General features: G+C 68.7%; 21 protein-coding genes. 10 read left to right on the forward strand and 11 right to left on the reverse strand.

The window, feature by feature from the left end; genetic code table 11:
* Positions 1-91: 91 nt before the first annotated feature.
* A complete protein-coding gene (locus tag ACIA1L_RS21060) occupies positions 92-1,156 on the forward strand; it encodes a LacI family DNA-binding transcriptional regulator (RefSeq protein ID WP_396074537.1) in 1,065 nt (354 codons plus the stop codon).
* Here the strand turns inward: ACIA1L_RS21060 and ACIA1L_RS21065 are convergent.
* The 4 genes from ACIA1L_RS21065 to ACIA1L_RS21080 all read right to left on the reverse strand — a co-directional run bounded on the left by ACIA1L_RS21065 (position 1,153) and on the right by ACIA1L_RS21080 (position 4,512).
* Positions 1,153-1,998, reverse strand: a complete 846-nt coding sequence (locus tag ACIA1L_RS21065) for a hypothetical protein (protein ID WP_396074538.1) — start codon at positions 1,996-1,998, stop codon at positions 1,153-1,155. The genes ACIA1L_RS21060 and ACIA1L_RS21065 overlap by 4 nt on opposite strands.
* A gap of 85 nt (positions 1,999-2,083) precedes the next feature.
* A complete protein-coding gene (locus ACIA1L_RS21070; RefSeq protein ID WP_396074539.1) occupies positions 2,084-2,419 on the reverse strand; it encodes a DUF2064 domain-containing protein in 336 nt (111 codons plus the stop codon).
* A gap of 53 nt (positions 2,420-2,472) precedes the next feature.
* Positions 2,473-3,579: an o-succinylbenzoate synthase gene (menC, locus tag ACIA1L_RS21075; RefSeq protein WP_396074540.1), complete on the reverse strand. Its 1,107-nt coding sequence runs from the start codon at positions 3,577-3,579 to the stop codon at positions 2,473-2,475.
* Positions 3,580-3,624: 45 nt separating this feature from the next.
* A complete protein-coding gene (locus tag ACIA1L_RS21080) occupies positions 3,625-4,512 on the reverse strand; it encodes an NAD(P)-dependent oxidoreductase (protein ID WP_396074541.1) in 888 nt (295 codons plus the stop codon).
* Between the two features lie 193 nt (positions 4,513-4,705).
* On the opposite strand from ACIA1L_RS21080, the gene ACIA1L_RS21085 reads away from it, so the two are divergent.
* Positions 4,706-5,587 carry an ATP-binding protein gene (locus ACIA1L_RS21085; RefSeq protein WP_396074542.1) on the forward strand — a complete coding sequence of 294 codons (882 nt, stop codon included), beginning with the start codon at positions 4,706-4,708 and terminating at the stop codon, positions 5,585-5,587.
* 7 nt (positions 5,588-5,594) lie between these two features.
* Here the strand turns inward: ACIA1L_RS21085 and ACIA1L_RS21090 are convergent, their stop codons facing one another.
* Positions 5,595-6,227, reverse strand: coding sequence for an FMN-dependent NADH-azoreductase (locus ACIA1L_RS21090; RefSeq protein WP_396074544.1), 633 nt, complete (start codon positions 6,225-6,227; stop codon positions 5,595-5,597).
* A 97-nt stretch (positions 6,228-6,324) separates the two neighbouring features.
* Here ACIA1L_RS21090 and ACIA1L_RS21095 point away from each other — a divergent pair, with 97 nt between their 5' ends.
* Positions 6,325-6,840 carry a MarR family winged helix-turn-helix transcriptional regulator gene (locus ACIA1L_RS21095; RefSeq protein ID WP_396074545.1) on the forward strand — a complete coding sequence of 172 codons (516 nt, stop codon included), beginning with the start codon at positions 6,325-6,327 and terminating at the stop codon, positions 6,838-6,840.
* Here ACIA1L_RS21095 and ACIA1L_RS21100 read toward each other — a convergent pair.
* Positions 6,837-7,304 (reverse strand): hypothetical protein, encoded by a 468-nt coding sequence (locus ACIA1L_RS21100; protein WP_396074546.1) that lies wholly within the window; start codon positions 7,302-7,304, stop codon positions 6,837-6,839. The two genes, ACIA1L_RS21095 and ACIA1L_RS21100, sit on opposite strands and share 4 nt — an antisense overlap.
* 467 nt (positions 7,305-7,771) lie before the next feature.
* On the opposite strand from ACIA1L_RS21100, the gene ACIA1L_RS21105 reads away from it, so the two are divergent.
* The gene (locus tag ACIA1L_RS21105; RefSeq protein ID WP_396074547.1) at positions 7,772-8,077 is read left to right on the forward strand and encodes a hypothetical protein; all 306 of its coding nucleotides are present in this window, start codon (positions 7,772-7,774) and stop codon (positions 8,075-8,077) included.
* Positions 8,078-8,315: 238 nt separating this feature from the next.
* Here ACIA1L_RS21105 and ACIA1L_RS21110 read toward each other — a convergent pair whose 3' ends face one another.
* Positions 8,316-8,534 (reverse strand): hypothetical protein, encoded by a 219-nt coding sequence (locus tag ACIA1L_RS21110; RefSeq protein ID WP_396074548.1) that lies wholly within the window; start codon positions 8,532-8,534, stop codon positions 8,316-8,318.
* 470 nt (positions 8,535-9,004) lie between these two features.
* Between ACIA1L_RS21110 and ACIA1L_RS21115 the strand changes: the two genes are divergently transcribed.
* The gene (locus ACIA1L_RS21115; protein WP_396074549.1) at positions 9,005-9,502 is read left to right on the forward strand and encodes a hypothetical protein; all 498 of its coding nucleotides are present in this window, start codon (positions 9,005-9,007) and stop codon (positions 9,500-9,502) included.
* 165 nt (positions 9,503-9,667) lie between these two features.
* Here ACIA1L_RS21115 and ACIA1L_RS21120 read toward each other — a convergent pair whose 3' ends face one another.
* Positions 9,668-10,246: a DUF6642 family protein gene (locus ACIA1L_RS21120; protein WP_396074550.1), complete on the reverse strand. Its 579-nt coding sequence runs from the start codon at positions 10,244-10,246 to the stop codon at positions 9,668-9,670.
* 226 nt (positions 10,247-10,472) lie between these two features.
* Between ACIA1L_RS21120 and ACIA1L_RS21125 the strand changes: the two genes are divergently transcribed.
* Positions 10,473-11,420: a hypothetical protein gene (locus ACIA1L_RS21125; protein ID WP_396074551.1), complete on the forward strand. Its 948-nt coding sequence runs from the start codon at positions 10,473-10,475 to the stop codon at positions 11,418-11,420.
* Positions 11,421-11,495: 75 nt separating this feature from the next.
* On the opposite strand, the gene ACIA1L_RS21130 is transcribed toward ACIA1L_RS21125, so the two are convergent.
* Positions 11,496-12,572: a sugar ABC transporter substrate-binding protein gene (locus ACIA1L_RS21130; protein ID WP_396074552.1), complete on the reverse strand. Its 1,077-nt coding sequence runs from the start codon at positions 12,570-12,572 to the stop codon at positions 11,496-11,498.
* Positions 12,573-12,840: 268 nt separating this feature from the next.
* On the opposite strand from ACIA1L_RS21130, the gene ACIA1L_RS21135 reads away from it, so the two are divergent.
* Together ACIA1L_RS21135 and ACIA1L_RS21140 are read left to right on the forward strand one after the other, a co-directional pair.
* The gene (locus ACIA1L_RS21135) at positions 12,841-13,668 is read left to right on the forward strand and encodes a hypothetical protein (protein ID WP_396074553.1); all 828 of its coding nucleotides are present in this window, start codon (positions 12,841-12,843) and stop codon (positions 13,666-13,668) included.
* On the forward strand, positions 13,665-13,940 hold the full coding sequence (locus ACIA1L_RS21140; RefSeq protein WP_396074554.1) for a hypothetical protein: 276 nt from the start codon (positions 13,665-13,667) through the stop codon (positions 13,938-13,940). Before ACIA1L_RS21135 ends, ACIA1L_RS21140 begins: the two co-directional genes overlap by 4 nt.
* 55 nt (positions 13,941-13,995) lie before the next feature.
* Here the strand turns inward: ACIA1L_RS21140 and ACIA1L_RS21145 are convergent, their stop codons facing one another.
* Positions 13,996-14,880, reverse strand: coding sequence for a diiron oxygenase (locus tag ACIA1L_RS21145; protein ID WP_396074555.1), 885 nt, complete (start codon positions 14,878-14,880; stop codon positions 13,996-13,998).
* 54 nt (positions 14,881-14,934) lie between these two features.
* Here ACIA1L_RS21145 and ACIA1L_RS21150 point away from each other — a divergent pair, with 54 nt between their 5' ends.
* Positions 14,935-15,609: a TetR family transcriptional regulator gene (locus ACIA1L_RS21150; protein WP_396074556.1), complete on the forward strand. Its 675-nt coding sequence runs from the start codon at positions 14,935-14,937 to the stop codon at positions 15,607-15,609.
* Entirely contained in the window at positions 15,602-15,901 is a 300-nt protein-coding gene (locus tag ACIA1L_RS21155; protein ID WP_396074557.1) for a DUF4873 domain-containing protein, read from the forward strand. Before ACIA1L_RS21150 ends, ACIA1L_RS21155 begins: the two co-directional genes overlap by 8 nt.
* Here ACIA1L_RS21155 and ACIA1L_RS21160 read toward each other — a convergent pair.
* Positions 15,855-16,874: an AraC family transcriptional regulator ligand-binding domain-containing protein gene (locus tag ACIA1L_RS21160; RefSeq protein WP_396074558.1), complete on the reverse strand. Its 1,020-nt coding sequence runs from the start codon at positions 16,872-16,874 to the stop codon at positions 15,855-15,857. The two genes, ACIA1L_RS21155 and ACIA1L_RS21160, sit on opposite strands and share 47 nt — an antisense overlap.
* Positions 16,875-16,903: the final 29 nt, after the last annotated feature.

Consider the following 16,903-nt stretch of genomic DNA (forward strand, 5'->3'; position numbering starts at 1 on the left):
TCGATGCATTGAGTATCGATAAAGAGGGTCGTCACGTCAACCCGATCTAGACTGTGACCGGCCACGACGAGGAGATCGGCGAGGGGGCCGGGTGCCACCGAAGAAGCGGGTCACGGTCATGCGCGATGTCGCCCAACTCGCCGGCGTCTCGCACCAGACGGTGTCCCGCGTGCTGAACGAGCACCCCAACGTCAAAGCCGAGACCCGCACCCGCGTACTCGAGGCGATGAAGTCACTGAACTACCGCCGCAATCTGGCCGCTCGCGCCCTCGTCACCAAGCGCTCCCACCTGGTCGGCCTGATCGGCTTCGAGACCGCGCGGTTCGGCCCGGCCGCCCTGCTGGACGGCGTCGAGGAAGCCGCCCGTGCCGCCGGATACCTGGTCAGCATCGCGACGATCCGCACCCGGGAACACCGCGAGGTGGTCGACGCGGTCCACCGTCTCGCCCAGCACGGCGTCGACGGCATCATTGCCGCCACTCCTCAGCCAGCGGTGACCAGCGGCATCCTCCAGGCACGGTCAGGCCTTCCGGTTGTCGCCATCGGCGGCACGCACGACCCCGCCGCCGACTCCACTGTTCGCGGCGACAACGTCAACGGCGCCCGCCTCGCCACCCGGCATCTGCTGGACCTGGGCCACCACACTGTCCATCACGTCGCCGGCCCGCAGGACTGGCCGGAAGCTCAGGAACGCGTCGCGGGTTGGCGGGACGTCCTCGCCACGGCCGGCGTCCCGATCCCCGCCGTCGAATTCGGCGCCTGGACCAGCGAATGGGGCCACCGCCGGGGCCGTGACCTTGCCTGCGACCCCGCCGTCACCGCCATCTTCTGCGCCAGTGACCGCATCGCCCTGGGCGTGCTGCGCGCGCTGCACGAAGCGGGGCGAAAGATTCCCGAGGACGTCAGCGTGGTCGGCTGCGACGATCTGCCGGACGCCGGCAACTTCCTGCCGCCGCTCACCACCGTCCGCCAGGATTTCGCGGAGGTCGGCCGCCGCAGTTTCGCCCTCCTCCTCGAGCGCATGTCCGACCAGGACGAGGCAGCATCCGCGACCCACCTCGTCGTAGCACCGGAACTTGTCGTTCGGGCCAGCACGGCACCGCCTGCGGCGGGCCGGCTGCCCCGGCTGTGGGGGCCGGGGCAGCCGGGGTCTTAGCCGATCTTCACCGAGTACGCCGAGGTGTGCAGCGCGCCTTGGCCGGTGAAGACCTCAGTGCCCGCCTGAATACCGGAGAGGTATTTGGTGCGCGGCAGCCAACCGCGGGCAGTGAGGTCATCGGTGAAGCGGGTCAGGTCGAGGTCGGCGGAGGTGGTGTTGCCCGTACGCACGAACGAGAACACATTCCAGCCGATGTCGCCGCGGTAGAGGTCCCACGTCGTGCCGGCGATGGTGACGGTCGCCTGCTTGGTGCCGAGTGGGCCGGCGCCGCCGCTGCGGTAGAGCCAGATCATGACCTCGTCGGTGGGCTGGTGCATCCAGTCCGGCTGGGGCAGGGCGTGGAACCACAGGTCGTACGCGACGTTCATGGTGCCGGGGTTCTGCGGGCTGACCGCGTACGTCCAGCTGGTCTTGATCGGTTTGCGGGCCGACAGCTGGGTGGGCAGTCCGGTGCGCTGAGCCTTCCAACCCCAGTGCCAGCCGCGGACGACGCTGGCGTAGGTCTTGACGGAGTTGGCCTGACCGGCCCACCTCCAGCTCGTGCCCCAGCTGAGGTTGCCGCGGGTGCCGGTGTCCCAGATGCACTGGGTGCCGGTGCCGGATTCCTTGCCCCACTGGTTGTTGTTGAGCCAGAACTTGGCGCGCGGGATCTCGGCTCCGGGCGTACAGCTGCGGGTACCGCCGGGTGCGGCCTGCACCGCGATGGTTTCGGGCGCCGGGGCGGCGGGAGCTGGCACGGTGCCAGCGATCGAGTCGGTCGGGCCGCGCAGTCCGGTGACGGCGGCGACGGCCGCTGCGGTCAGCACGGCGGCGGGCAACAGAAAACGCTTGCGGAGCATGCGGGCCTTTCAGCATGGGTACGGGCGGCCGCCCGCGACGAGGCCGTGAGGTCCGGGAACGGCCTCCCCGCGGGCGGACACCCCTTCAGTGCTCGTCCGGGCGGGAAAGGTTGCCTGCTGGTCCAGAAATTTCTTCGGGCAGGACCGGCAGCATCGCGACGCGGAGTCCACGACGCAACGCGGCCAGCGCCAGGGCGGTCGAGTCCGGCAGCATGCGAAGATCGGCGGCGTGGGAGGGTTCCCGCAGGCCGAGCACGTACCAGCCGCCGGCACTGGTCGGACCGAGCACAGCGTCGAAGCTGCGCAGCATGTCATACGCCTCGTCGAGCAGTGTCGCGGTAAGCGCGGGCGTCTCGACGGAGAACGCGAAGAACGGCTCCGGCCGGGCGGCGCAGCGGAAGAACGGGCGGGTTCGGGTCATGGCTAGTCAGTGGTCGACGACGCCGGTAAAGGTTGCCTGGGCCGGCGGAAAAGTTAGAGCGGGAGCCACTCGGTGGCCGTGGTGACCTCGTCGAGGACTCCGGCGAGTGGTTCCACACCCAGGCCGGGACCGGCCGGGACGGGCAGGTGGCCGTCCTCCAGCACGAACGGCGCGGTCAGGTCGGTGGCGAAGTAGCGGTCCGAGGCCGAGATATCGCCGGGCAGGGTGAAGCCGGGCAGTGCGGCCAGCGCGACATTGGCGGCCCGCCCGAGGCCGGTCTCCAGCTCGCCGCCGCACCACACTGGCAGACCGTGGGCCGCGCAGACGTCGTGCACCCGGCGGGCTTCGAGATAGCCCCCGACCCGGCCCGGCTTGACGTTGACGACCGCGCAGGCGCCGAGGGCGATCGCCGTGGCGGCCGTCCGCGCCGACGTGATCGACTCGTCGAGGCACACCGGAGTGGTGATCCGCTTGGCTAGTTCGGCATGTCCGAGCAGATCGTCTTCGGCCAGCGGTTGTTCGATGAGCAGCAAGTCGTACGGGTCGAGGCGGGCGAGCTGCCGGGCATCGGCCGGCGCGTACGCAGCGTTGGCGTCGACTTGCAGGAGCACGTCGGCGCCGAATCGCTCCCGGACCGCCCGGACCGGTTCGACGTCCCAGCCCGGTGCGATCTTCAGCTTGATGCGGAGATAGCCAGCGTCGAGGTAACCGCCGACAGCGTCGATCAGTTCGCCGATCGACGACAGGATGCCGATGGAGACGCCACACGGCACCCGGGCGCGGACGGCACCGAGCTCACGCGCGAAAGACCGGCCTTCGGCGCGGAGCTCGGCGTCGAGGACCGCGGTCTCCAACGCCGCCTTCGCCATCCGGTGCCCTTTGACCGGCGCCAGCGCGGCGGCGACCGCGTAAGCGTCCAGGCGGGGCGTGGCAGCGACCGCCGGGATCAGGAAGCGGCGCACCACGCTTGCGGCCGCTTCGGCGTACTCGCTGGAGTAGTGCGGTCCGGCCATCGCCACACACTCGCCCCAGCCTTCGGCCTGGTCGGTGACCACCCGCAGCAACAGCACGTCCCGGGTGGTCTCGACGCCTGAGGCGGATCGGAACGGCGCGACCAGCGGCATGGCGACGCGGCGCAGCTCGACACCTTCGAGCTTCACCCGCACCTCCGGCGTAGTCAGACCGTTACGGTCTGAGTTTAGGGGCTAGAGCTGATGCGAATCTTCTTTCTCCAAGGCCCGCACGACAGCGGCCATGTCGTCATCGCCGTGGCCCATCGCCACCGCCTCCGCGTACAGGGCGTGACAGGCGTCGAGCACGGGCGACGGGATGCCCGCCCGGCGGGCGGCAGCGGCGATCAGTTCGTTGTTCATCAGCACGTCCCGCAGCGAGGCTTGCACCGCGAAGTCGCGTTCCCGCAGCTTGGCGCTCTTCATCCGGGAGACGGCGCTCGCCATCGGCCCGGCATCCAACACTGCCGCGAACCGCTGCAGATCCACCCCCGAGCGCGTGGCGAAGTGGTAGGCCTCCGCCAGCCCGGTCACCATGCTGATCAGGAAAAGATTGACGGCCAGCTTGGTCAGCAACGCCTGCGGGATGGCCCCACAATCGGTCGACTCCCGCACCATCGGCGCGATCACCGCCCGCACCACCGCGACGTCGGCGGGATCCCCGGCCAGCATCGCCACGAGTTGCCCCGCCTCGGCAGGGCCGCGCGACCCGGAAACGGGTGCCTCGACGTATCGCCCGCCGGCGGCCGCCACGGAAGCGGCAAGCCCCCGGGAGTACTCCGGCGACGTGGTTCCCATCTGCACGATGAGGCGCCCCCGCACGGCGGAGAACGCCGGCGTCTCCCGCCCGAGAACGGCATCGGTGGCAGCATCGTTGGCGAGCATCATCAGGACCACGTCCGCCTGCTCGAGAACGCCGGTCGCGCTGTGCGCCACCCGGGCACCTTGCTCGCGTACGGCGAAGCACCGGTCGCGCCGCCGGCTCCAGACCACCAGCGGCGTGCCGGCCCGCGCGAGGCGCGAGGCCATGGGTGCGCCCATCACTCCTAGCCCGAGAAAGCCAATAACCCGCGTGTCCGCCATGAGCCGTAGGCTAATCCGGCCACGCTGATCGGCTCGCGGACCAATTCGCCGCTCGTGGCCTGCGCGGCGAGTGACAGTTTCCCTTTCTCACTGCATCCTGCAGATTGCAGGTAAATCTTTGCGTGACAGCGATCTCGGACAATTTTCGCGGGACTAATTTTCCGGAGCCAAACCTGTTGCTGGACGGCAAGCGATGGGACAGCACTTTCTTCCCGACGATTGTGCAGCCTTCCCTGCACGCACGCAACGCGGCGACAGTGCCGAAGGGTGGATCATGGTTATGGCTATCCCGTATTTCTGCGACAGCTCCTTTGATTCCCCCGTGGACATCGTCAGCGACACCGACGGCCATGCGCTGGTCCTGGGTGTCCACGGTCGCTGGAGTTCCCCGTTTGCTGCCACACTGCGGTCCAACATCCACAAATGCCTGGCCGAGCAGCCCCCGGCGATCCTCGTCGACCTGACGGATCTCGGCGATCCCGACGGTCGCAGCACGGGCTTGTGGCTCGCCGCCCATCGGGCCTGCGGCTTGCAGCAGCCACCCGTCAAACTTGCCATCTGCCTGCCGGCGGCCACCATGCTTGCCACCCGGCTCCGCAGAAATAGGGGACTCCGGGTGCTGTCGGTGTTCGCGAGCATGCCTGAGGCGCGGGCGGCACTGGCCTGCGGACTACCGCTTCCCTATCAGACGCAGCTCATTGTGCAACCTGAACCGCAGTCGGCGTCCCGCGCCCGGGATTTGGCCGCCCAAGCATGCCTCGATTGGCGGCTGGAAGCGATCCGAGAAGCGACACTCACCGTGATATCGGAATTGGTAGCCAACAGCGTGGAACATGCCGCCACCCACATCCGCATCACCCTGCCGCGGCGTGGAAAGGGACTTTATCTCGCCATGCACGACAAGGACCCCCGGCTGCCCAAGCTGCTGCCCTGTTCGCCGCACGAGCCCGGCAGTCCCACGCTGGCCCGCGGCCAAGGACTGCGCGTAGTCCAGGCCGTGGCGAATGCCTGGGGAGCCCGGCGCAGCCGGAGCGGCAAACTCGTCTGGGCCACCATCCGTGATCGCTCCTGGTAAGCCCGGATCAGCGGGTCGCGAGAGCCTTCCCCGCGGCGACAGCGGCTTCGTGGGCGGTCTTCTTGAGCAGCGCGGCAAGCTCGGTGAACTCGTCCAGCGCCGGATTCACGCCGACCAGGGTGAACTCGCGCTCGATCACGGTCACGTTCGCGCCCCAGATGTCGGCCAGGATGCGGACGAGGTAGGCCGTGTTGTGATCCCAGCCCTCGCGCGGGGTGCCCGGGCCGTAGGCACCGCCCCGGGTCGTGAGCAGAACGACCGGCTTGCCGTCCAGGAGGCGCTCACCGTGCACGCCACCCGCCAACGCCAGGTCGATCCAGGTCTTGACGTGCTGAGAAACGCCGTAGTTGTACAGCGGGAACGCGAAGACGGCAGCGTCGGCGTCCCGCAACTCCTGAGCGAGGGAGTTGGCCAGCTCGATGGCTTGCTGCTGAGCCGCCGAACGATCCTCCGCCGGCGTGAACGCACCGGCGATGGCGGTCGCCCAGGCCTCGGCGGGCAGCGGGTCGGTGCCGAGGTGCCGCTTGACCACGGTCTCGTCGGGCAGGTTGGCGGCGAACTCGGCCACCGCCAGGTCGGCAAGCTCGCTGCTGGCCGAGCGGGGACCTTGGATGCTGCTGTCGATGCGCAACAGGGTCATGGCGTTTCTCCTCAGACGGGACAGCTTCGAGTTGAACGTTCAACAGCTTGACACACGTCGAGTTGAACGTTCAATACCCCGGAGGTATGCTTCCGCTGTGACTGATGACACCGCCTGGCTCGACAAGGAGGAACTCAGCACCTGGATGCGCCTCATCGCGGTCCTGACGACCGTGCCCAGCGCCATCGACGCCCAACTCCGCCGCGATGCCTCGATCAACTTCTTCGAGTACTCGATCCTGGTGTCCCTTGAGCGCTCACCCGGACACGCACAGCAGCTCTGCTCGCTGGCGCAGTTCTCGTTCGGGTCCGCCTCCCGCATCTCCCACGCCGTCTCCCGCCTGGAGAAACAGGGCTGGGTCGAGCGCCGCACCCACGCCGGTGACGTACGCGCAGTCGAAGCGGTCCTCACGGAAGCCGGATTAGCCAAGCTCCGCACGGCGGCGCCCGATCACGTACGCGAAGCACGCCGCCTAGTCATCGACGTGCTGACGCCGGAGCAGCGAGCCCACCTCGTCACGATCGCCGACCAGCTGCTCCACCAGACCATGCCGCAGGCCCCCCGCATGATCGACGACGCCCTGCGCTCCTACCCCCACGAGGACGAGTCCTAGCCGGCCGCCACAATCCGGATCACGGCGTTACCCGACACGGACGAACCGCCAGCCGTACTGATGTGGTTGAGGTTGTAGTAACCGGGCGTGGCATCCCGCGGAATCTGAATCTCACTGACCGGCTCGGTCTTCCCGCCACCGTCGATCCGCACCGGCGAAGCAGTCAAGCTCAGCGACCCGGTCGACCCGCCGACCGGCACCTCCTTGACCGCGCTGGCACTGTCGAACGGACCCACCATCCGCGCCCGCAGATCCGTCGCCCCCGAGGCAGGCGCCCCGTCCTTCTCCTCGGCGGTCCAGTGCAGCGTCAACGTTTCCCCCGGCCGATACTCCTTGCCCACGTCCTCCTGCTTGCAGCACGTATAGACCACCGCCTTACCGGACGATGCCCCCTCGCCGCCGCACCCCGCCGCCATGAGCGGGCTCAGGAGCCACACGCCAACCGCCAGCCGACCGAGCCTCATCCCCCCAGTGTGGCCTGCGCAGGTACGCCCGTACGGCGAATCGCCGCTTCCGGACGCATCAGCGGTCGTCACGACAGCCAGCGGCTGGCGCTAGTGTCGCGGCGTGATCGATTTGCCGCTCCTAGCATCGGGCCGAGAGGCCGATGTCTACGCCGTCGACGATCGCTGCGTGCTGCGCCGCTATCGCGATGGCGCAGACATGACGAACGAGGCCGCCACCATGGATTATGTGGCAAGCCTCGGCTTCCCGGTGCCCACGGTGTACGAAGCCCACGGTGCCGAGCTCGTCATGGAACGACTAGACGGGCACACCATGCTGGCTGCCTTCCTCGCGGGTGAGCTCGACGCCCGCGAAGCGGCCGCTTGCCTGGCCGAGCTGCATCATCGACTGCACGCGCTGCCGCCGCGCGGCATGAGGAGCAAGAACATGAGTATCTTGCACCCTCGACCTGCACCCGGAGAACGTCATGATGACGTCGAGAGGCCCGGTCGTGATCGATTGGCGCAACGCGGCCGAGGGGCCGGCAGCACTCGACATCGCACTCACCGCGGTGATCCTCGCCGAGGTGGCAACGAACGTGGAACATCCGCTGGCATCGTCTGCCACCACGATGGTGGAAGCGTTCGTCCATGCCGTCGGCAACGAGTTGTTCACCGCGGTGGAGCAGGCTTTGACGATGCGCCGGCACAACCCGTCGCTCACCGCCACCGAGCGCGAGCGACTCCCCGCCGTCAAAGCTCGGCTTACGGCTCTACGCCCTGCCCAGCGATAGTCAGGACGGCGCCAGCGGTGGGCTCATCGGGCCCGGTCCGAATGCTCGGCGCCGTCGCCATCCCTCGCTGAAGCTGCTCGAAACTGGGAGGCCACATACATCGACCAATGGGGAACCTGATCGCGTTGTCGCCGGTTGGCGCGCCGCAGCGAGCCGAAATCGGCCAGGGCGACGTCGAGGCGACCGAAAGTAACCTCGGGCCGCGAGCCTGGCGCGGGAGACCAGTCACGCACCTGAGCTACCAAGCAGATCCAGGAGTCTTCCAGAGCCTCCGAGCAATTGAGGGAACCACAGCCGGGCAACTGGCAGCAGCTAGCAGGCCGATCCCGCCCAGGTACGGCAGCATGATGGCGACCTCGGCCAGCGCCGCCGACAAGGCCAGGCCGGTCAGCGACCCGGATTCGGCGGCGCTGAGCACGGCGCGTTCATAGGCGATCCAGTCGGCCAGATCAGTCACCAGCTGATACCCGCCCGCTGCGGATCCAGGTCAGCGGGGTCAGGTCCTGCGCCGCGAGTAACCTCACCCAGGAACCGCAGTCCGGACCGGACCTGAAACGCGCCCTGATCGGCTCACTCACATACCGTGTTGCTGCCCTGTCGGCTGTCCCCACTGACCTTGACGCCCTGGCGACTCGGGCCAGATGGGAGCGGTGGTGGTCAGTCGGGCATCATGTGAGCGTGGCGAGTGCGGATTCTCGATGGGGCAGGGACCTTGTGGCCTTGCTTGTCAGCTCTGAGGGTCCTGGCGAGGTGTTTCAGGCGGCGGCGCTGTGCATCGCTGAGGAGCTGGCCCCGGAGGGATTCCGCTGGGTTAAGTCACGCAAGAGCTTCGAACGGCGGGACGGTGCTGGGCGGTGTGAGCGCATCCGGTTGGAGCCCAGCCCTCGGAATCGGACAGGGCAGTTCATGGGGTTCTCGATCGCTTCGTTGACAGTTGAGGACGTGGTGCTGGGAAAATGGCGTACGGCCAACCAGTTGTTTACCGTCGTCCGCCACGATGATGTGGTCGACACGCTCTGCGCGACCAGCTGCTATGACATGAGTCGGGTCGGGTTCCAGAACACCGTGGTCTTGACGCGGTCAGAGACTCGGGCGGCCCGCCTGAAGGCATTGTGCAACCAGGTCCACGACATCGTGGTGCCGTGGTTCATGGCGACCAGAGATCCGGCGACTCTGCCCGAGGCGGTGCCGGAGGCGCTGCTGGGGCCGTTCGCGTTCACGCTGGACCTGGTGGAGTTCCTGCTGAGCCGGGGTGAGCGTGAGCAGGCCCGGCGGCTGGTCGAGCGAGTTGTCGCATTGGAGCCTCAGCAGCGTGAGGCGTTCGAGGAGGGCCGTGCACTCGGTGCGGACGGCAGCCTGAACCGGCCGGCGTGGCATACTCCCGAAACTCTCGGCTGGTGTAGCGCCGTGCACGACCTGGTCTGATCGCGCCGAGATCGATCAAAAGGATCGTGGCGGCCCATCCACGGCCCGGTCCTGATCGGTCCGGACGGCACTCCGGCCGCCATCATTGCCGCCCTCGGCTCCGACTCGCGTCACCGAGCCGAACGGCTACGAATCATTCGGGCCGCAGCGGCGGGTGGCTGAGACTCAGCCGGAGCGGCCGTTGGCGTAGACGACGCGAAACCCGAGGTGGTCGGCCAGCGCTTTCCAGCGGCTGGAGCGCATGAGTCGCTCCACGCTGTCGATGCGGGCACCGTTGACCAGGGCGTTGAGGACGACCGTCTCGAAGGCGGCCGATTCGACCCAGTCGATTGCTTTGGTGAAGCCGCACAGCATGCTGGCTTTGGTCTCGTGCAGGAATTCCTTGAGGACGCGATCGGATGCCCGCAGCACCGAGCAGCTGCCGAAGTACAGGCTGCGACCGCCGCACCGCCCGGACATCCAGGCGCCGATCTCGTCGAGCTCGACGGTGGTTTTGGCGGTGAGGCAGAGCTGGGACGGCTGGCCGTGCAGGGCGAAGAAGCCGACCTTGTAGTCCTGGTATTTCCGGGAGAGCCAGGTGTCGAGGTAGTAATGCAGTTCTTCGGTCGTCGCGGTGTCACGGTGGATGAATCGGATGCTGCCCAGACGTTCGAGCAGCTCGAGGGTGGGCAGGACCGAGCCACGCTCGGTGAGGTCGTCCTCCCACTGGCCTTCGACGCAGAACACTCCGCCGACCTTCGCCACAGCCCCTCCCCCGCACTCGCTCACTGCGTCCGACGCGACGACGCTAGCGGACCTCGGCTCGTCGAGTGGGCTGGCTAACACGTACCGGATATGCCTCACAAAAGCTCGGGGTCGGCCGACGAATCGGCTCGGATCGCCGCCGAGACGGTCTCGGGCGGATACGGGGAGGTCACGAGTGCTGAGCAAAGGGTGGGCATGGGTCGCGACGGTGGCCGCTGGGAGCGCTGTGGCACTGACCACACCCGCGGGTGCCCAAGCGGCCGGGGTGAGCCCGGCGCCCGTGTCGGCAGCGGCGGCCACGTCACTCTCGCTGGGCGGTCCGGCGACTGTCGCGCGGCTGGGTGCACTGACACTCAGCGGCACGCTCGGGGTGGGCGCGGGCACGCTCACCGTCAGCCGTAAAGACCTGACCGGTACGCATGCCCTGCCGTCGGTCAGCGCCGACGCGTCCGGGGCATTCACGGTGCGGGACAAGCCCGCGGTGGGCGGGTCGAACACCTACACGGTCAGCTGGGCGGGAGACGGCACCGCCGACGCCGCGACCGCGCAGGCCAACGTGGTGGTGTCGCGCCGGGCCACGAAGGTGACGATCAAGACCGACGCCAGCACCTACAACTACCGCGGCGTCGCCACAATCACCGCTGCGGTGGGTACGACCCACGATTCGCGCGCGCTGTGCGTCTATGCGACGCCGCGGGGCGGCACCAAGACCAAGGTCAAGTGCGGCACGGGTACGGTCACCGCCACCTACAAGCCGACCCGGCGCACCACGTTCAGTGCTGCGTACGCCGGCGACCAGTGGTTCCTGCCGGCCAGCGCGTCGAGGACCGTCGCGACTCGTGCCGGTATTACTCAGCTGCTGGGCAACCACTACGGCAGCTCGGGCAAGTACAAGCTCTACCGGACGACGGCTGTCCCCGTGTTCGGCATCGGAGTGTCGCCGGACCACGTGGGTGGCTGCGCCACCGCCGACGCCCAGGTCTACTACGGCGGCAAGTGGAAGGCTCTGGGGTCGGCCAAGTGCATCACCCTCAATGAGGACAGCGTCGCCACGGGCTACCTGGATGCCCCGCGGGTGAAGGGCCTGATCTACCGAATCCGCGGCGGCTTCGCGGGGGACTCGACGAACGCCGCCACGGCCGGCTCCTGGATGTACCTGAAGTTCGCCGCCTGACGGGTCAGCGGCCGATTCGACGAGATCGCCACCTTGGCAGTCGCCGAGGTGACGATCTCGTCGTGTTCCGTCCGCTCAGCCGGGATTGATGCCGGCAGCTGCGCAGGCGGCGGCGTATTCGGCGGCGCACAGCTCCTGTTCGGTCACGAAGCCGGCGGCGATGACGTCGGCGATGGTGTCCCGGGTGACGGCTTTCGGGGTGAGCAGGACTGCCGGCACGTTCTTGCCGGTCTCCGGGTCGAGGACGGCGGTGGTGGCCGTGCTGGGGCGCTGCCCGCGGGCGAGGTCGACGGCCAGCCCGATCGCCACGTCGGCTTCCTGTTCGATCGCCTTGTAGACGGTCATGCACTGGTCGCCGGTCAGAATGTTGCGCAGGCCCTGCACGGTGGCGTCCTGACCGGTGACGAGCACCTCGCCGTTCAGCCGGTTCTTGCGCAGCACCCCGATCGCCGCGTTGGCGAGGCCGTCGTTGGCGGCGAGGACCGCGTCGATGTCCTGGTGGGAGGTGAGCATCTGCTCGAACATGGTGCCGGCCTGGGCGTTGTCCCACTCCGGCACGGCCTGGTCGGGGCCCTTGGCGTACTCGCCGGAGCCGAACTTCGGTTCCAGCACTGCGTCGTAGCCCTGCCGGAACAGGGTGGCGTTGTTGTCGGTGGGCGCGCCGTGCAGCCGGGCCACCTTCGGCGTGCTGCGCGGTTTGCCGGCGAGGCACGAGACCAGGCCCTCGCCTTGGAGCTTGCCGACCGCGACGTTGTCGAAGCTGACGTAGTAGTCCGCACCGCCGCCGAGGGTGAGCCGGTCGTAGTCGATCGTCGCGATGCCGGCCTGGCGCGCCTTGTCCAGCACCGCTTTGCCCGTACCCGAGTCGAGGTTGACGATCATCAGGACCGTGACGCCGCTGGCGATCATGCCGTCCGCGATGGTCTGGAACCGGTTCTTGTCGCCCTGCGCGTTCTGGATGTCGGCCTCGATCCCGGCCTTGGCGAACGCCGCCTTGAGGTAGCGCGGGTCGGCGGTCGCCCAGCGGGCGGAGCTTTTGGTGTCGGGCAGGATCACGCCGACCCGGCCCGTCGTGCCGTGGTCGCCGTCGCAGGCCGCGACGCCGCCGGCCAGGGTCAAAACCGCGGCCAGGCTCAGGGCCGTCCGTCCCATGCTGCTTCCCCTTCCGTACGCCCGCACAGGCTCGCTGATCAGGGCGCGAAGCACAAGCGGCAGGTCGGTAAAGGGCGCCCGGTAAGGGCCGAAAATCGTCTAGGAATTTGACGTTCGAAACGATTGTTAAGAACGGCTCTCCAGTTCGGACGGACCCCCGCAAGAATAGCGGCGCCGAATGGTGTAGCTTTCCTTTCGCACAGATGGGGAGGCATCGATGCCAAAAGGCTTCGCACGTTCAATTGTCATTTTCGCCACAGGCCTGAGCATGGCTGCCGCATTCGCGGCTCCCGCGCAGGCGACCACCGTGGACGACCCGCGCACGCCGGCTCCGGCCGGCGCGTCCCGGGCGCCGATCTCCGAGGTGGCGCCCTCGGAGCGGGCACTGTCCAACGCCAACCGGGCGACCGCCGTGGAGCTCGCGCCGCTGGCTCCGGCGCTGCCGCCGAACGTCAGCACCAAGACCTGGTCGGTGCCGGCGTTCATCCAGCTCTTCGAGGCCAAGTACGGCCGCCCGATGACCGCGACCGAGAAGCAGGCCCTGGCCCGGGGCTGCATCGGCGTCACCACGGTCAACCTGGAGCGCGGCAACATCAACCCGCCGCTCGGCATGTCGTTCGGCTCGTTCAACACCTCGCGCAGCGTGCAGAACGCGCTCAACGACATTCTCGCGACGAACCCGACCACGGCGCAGTTCACCCAGGCCGTGCAGCGGCACCCGCTGCTGAGCCGGATCAGCAACGTCACCAGCTCGCTGCCCAGCGGCCCGACGTCGCAGTGGACCGCGGTCATTTTCTCGAAGCGTTTCTATTCAAAGCAGAACCCGGCGTGGACCGACGAGCAGGCCGCCCGCGCATTCCTGCCGAACCCGACCACCAATCAGGTCGACATGTCGGCATACCGTTACCTCGCCAAGCCGGGATATGTCAACTTCGACTACGGCTGGCTGGACGAGGGCACCGGAAACTGGTGGCACGCGAACCACGCCGAGCCCGGCATGAATGTTTACCAGAGCACGCTGAAGCACTATTCCCGGCCGCTGCTCGATTTCGACCGTCAGGTCTTCACGGTAACGTTCGCCCGAGTCCACCCGTGACGATCGACCACCTCGTGGGTCAGCGGGTGACGCTGCGCGGGATCGCGGGTGACGCCGCGAGCGGGGCGGTGCTGGTGCTGGACGGCGGCACGCCGGTCTACGTCGAGGGGCTGTCCAGCTGGGCTGAGCTGGCGGGCTGGCCCGTGGCGGTCACCGGCGACCTGGACCGCACCGAGATCGCGCCGCTGCCTCCGGGCACGCCGGTCAGTCACGGCGCACCCGGCGAGCAGTACGTCCTGAAGAACCACGCTTCGCCGCAGCCCGGCGAGTAACGCCAAGGGCGCCGACTCCAGCAGGGGTCGGCGCTCCTGGCGTTGTCAGGACCGGTCAGAGCAGCCCGGAGCGGCGCCACAGCGCCATGCCAGGCCCGGCGATCAGGTCCAGGTCCCGCAGGAAAGCGACCACCTTCTCCCCCGCCCACTTCAGCGTTTCGGTGTAGTACGGGTTCGTGCGGGCCACCCGGGAGCCGAGCTGCGGGTCGATGCCCACCGATCGGTACACCTCGGGAGCGATCAACCGCCGGCCGATCATGTACGCCGCGCGGGCGATGACGAGCCGGTCGTACGCGAGCCGTTTCTTGCCCGCCGCCCGCACCTGGCGGGCCAACTCCTCGCGGGCGTAGCGGACGTGCCGAGCCTCCTCGATGACGTGGATGCGGGACACCATCCGGACCAGCGGCTGCACGGTCTCGTCCGCGGATGCTTCACGTTGCAGGGTGTCGAGGATTTCCTCGGCGATGAGGATGGCCGCGTACATGCGGGGTCCGGTCGCGGTCGTGGCGATGAACTTGCCGAGGGTGTTGTCCCACGCACCGACCCGGTAGACCGGGGTTTCCAGTTTGGCGATCATGCGACCGAACATCACCGAGTGGCGGCATTCGTCGGCGACCTCGGTGAGGGCGTACTGGGCGTGGGGCGAGGTGGGGTCCTGTTTGTAGTAGTCGCGGACGAGTAGTTGCATGAGGATGGTCTCGAACCAGACGCCCAGGCTGGCGACGCTGGCGACTTCGTGCCGGGTGAGGATGCGCCGCTGGTCCGGGGTGAGCTTCTCCCACAGCTCAGTGCCGTAGAGCGAGCACCGGCGCTCCGGCACGAACCAGAGATCGGGCACCAGCGGCGCATCCCAGTCGATCTCCACCCCCGGGTCGTACGAGTGCGCCGCGGAGGAGCGCAGCAGTCGGGTCGCAGTCTGGGAACGGTCGGAAAGATCCACGTCGCCGCCTCCGAGGGGTTGACGTTACCGGAAGTAACAGCTACTTCTCGTACTATGGCCTCCGTCGATGAGCCCGTCAACCGTCCCGACGGCCGCAGTGCGCGCTGGGCGAATCACCGCGAGCAGCGGCGCGAAGAACTGATCAGCGCCGTCATCGAGGCGATCCGCGAGCTGGGACCCGAGCCCGGCGTCGACGCGGTCGCCGCGCACGCCGGGGTCAGCAAACCCGTGCTGTACCGCTACTTCACCGACAAACCGGGACTGTGGGAGGCCGTTGCGCGGCGGGCCGCCTCGGACGTCGTCGCGGCGATCGTCCCCGCGGTGGCGGCGGTCGTCGGCGAGGACCGGGAGGTTGTCCTCGCGGTGGTCGACGCCTACCTGGCGTACATCGAGAACGACCCGCAGCTCTACCGGTTCGTCGTGCACCAACGCGGCATCGCGCGGGAACGCGACGTGGTTGCCGACGCCATCGACAGTGTCGCCAGCGCGTTGGCTCGACTCTTCGGCGACCGGCTCCGCGCGATGGGACTCGACTCCGGTCCCGCCCTGCCGTGGGCGTACGGGGTTGTCGGCTACGTCCAGACCGTCGGCGACTGGTGGTTACGCCACCAGCAACCGATCAGCCGCGAAGCTCTCGCGGAGTACCTGACAACACTGCTCTGGGGCGGGATCACCGGAATCCGGGCCGCCGCGGACATACCTGGCGGATTGGCGGCGACATATGAGTGACGCGGACGAGGAATACCGGGGCGAGGCCGAGATCCGGGCCGGGGACACGGCGGTGACCGTGCCGGTCCGCCTGTCGGTCCAGTTCGAGCCGATGGAGGGGCGCTACCGCTGGGCCGGGCGGGCCGCCCCCGACGACGCCCTCAGCGCGCAGCTGCGTGCCGGCGCTCGGGACGTGACCGTACGCATCGGCGAGCGCGAAGCCCCGGCCCGACTGGGCGAACCGGACCCGTGGGGCGGCGTACGCCTCAGCGGAGTGGGCCGGCCACCCTGGAGCGCAACTGCCGCGGAGTGAGCCCGTACCAGCGGCGCACCGCACGGCTGAGCGCCGACTGCTCGGCCAGCCCCACCATCGCGGTGACCTGGGTCAGCGGCAGATCCGTCTGGGTGATGAGCCGGTGTGCGGCGATCCGGCGGACCTCGTCCAGGATCGCCTCGAAGGTGGTGTGCTCGTCCGCCAGCCGGCGCTGCAGCGTCCGCGGATGGGTGCGCAGCACCTTCGCCACCGCCGTGACCTCCACCGGCGAGGACCCCAGTGCCTGGATCAGCAGCATGCGCACCCGGTCCGCGACGCGCTCTCCGGGCGCCGGGAAGTGGCTGGCGATGTAGTCCACCGCCAAGTCGTGCAACACCCGGTTGCCGCCCGGCACCGCGGTCGTGGCAAGCCCGCCGGGCACCCGCAGCACCGCATCCGGCCGGCCGAAGCGCACCTCCGCGCCGAAAAACCGGGTGTACGCCTCGACGGGTGCGAGGGCCGGGTGCGGCAGGTGCACCGAGCGCAGGCCGTACGGGCCGCCGTGCAGCAGCACGATGATCCGGTGCACCAGCCCGAGCCCGAGGTCGACGGCCTGCGGCGGCAGCACCTCGGCGATCGCGGTCTTGTAGAGCAGCCCCACCACGCCGCGACGCCCGGACGGGTCGGGAATCTGCGACACGGTCAGCGCCGGGCTGTGCACGAACAGGAACCGCTGCGTGGTCTCCAGTGCCGCCCCGAACGTCGGGGAGTTCTCGATCGCCAGCGCGAGCGGCCCGAGCACCGACGCGTTCTGCGTACCGGCGAGCCGCAGGCCCAGATCCGGGCAGCCCAGCTCGTACGCGGCCGTTTCGAGCAGCGCCGCGGTGGCCTCCGCGGGAATGACCGCGTCGTCGGTTTCCAGCGCCGCGCAGCTCACCCCGAAGCGCCCGAACAGCTCGCCGGCGTTCCCGCCGAGGCCGTCGACGAGCGCGGGCAGTCCCCGCAGGCAGGCGGCGCGCACCATCGAGTCCATGGCGTGCAAGGGTAAATCCCTGTCGCGCA

The sequence above is a fragment of the Actinoplanes sp. NPDC051859 genome, from assembly GCF_044452725.1.
GTDB lineage: Bacteria > Actinomycetota > Actinomycetes > Mycobacteriales > Micromonosporaceae > Actinoplanes.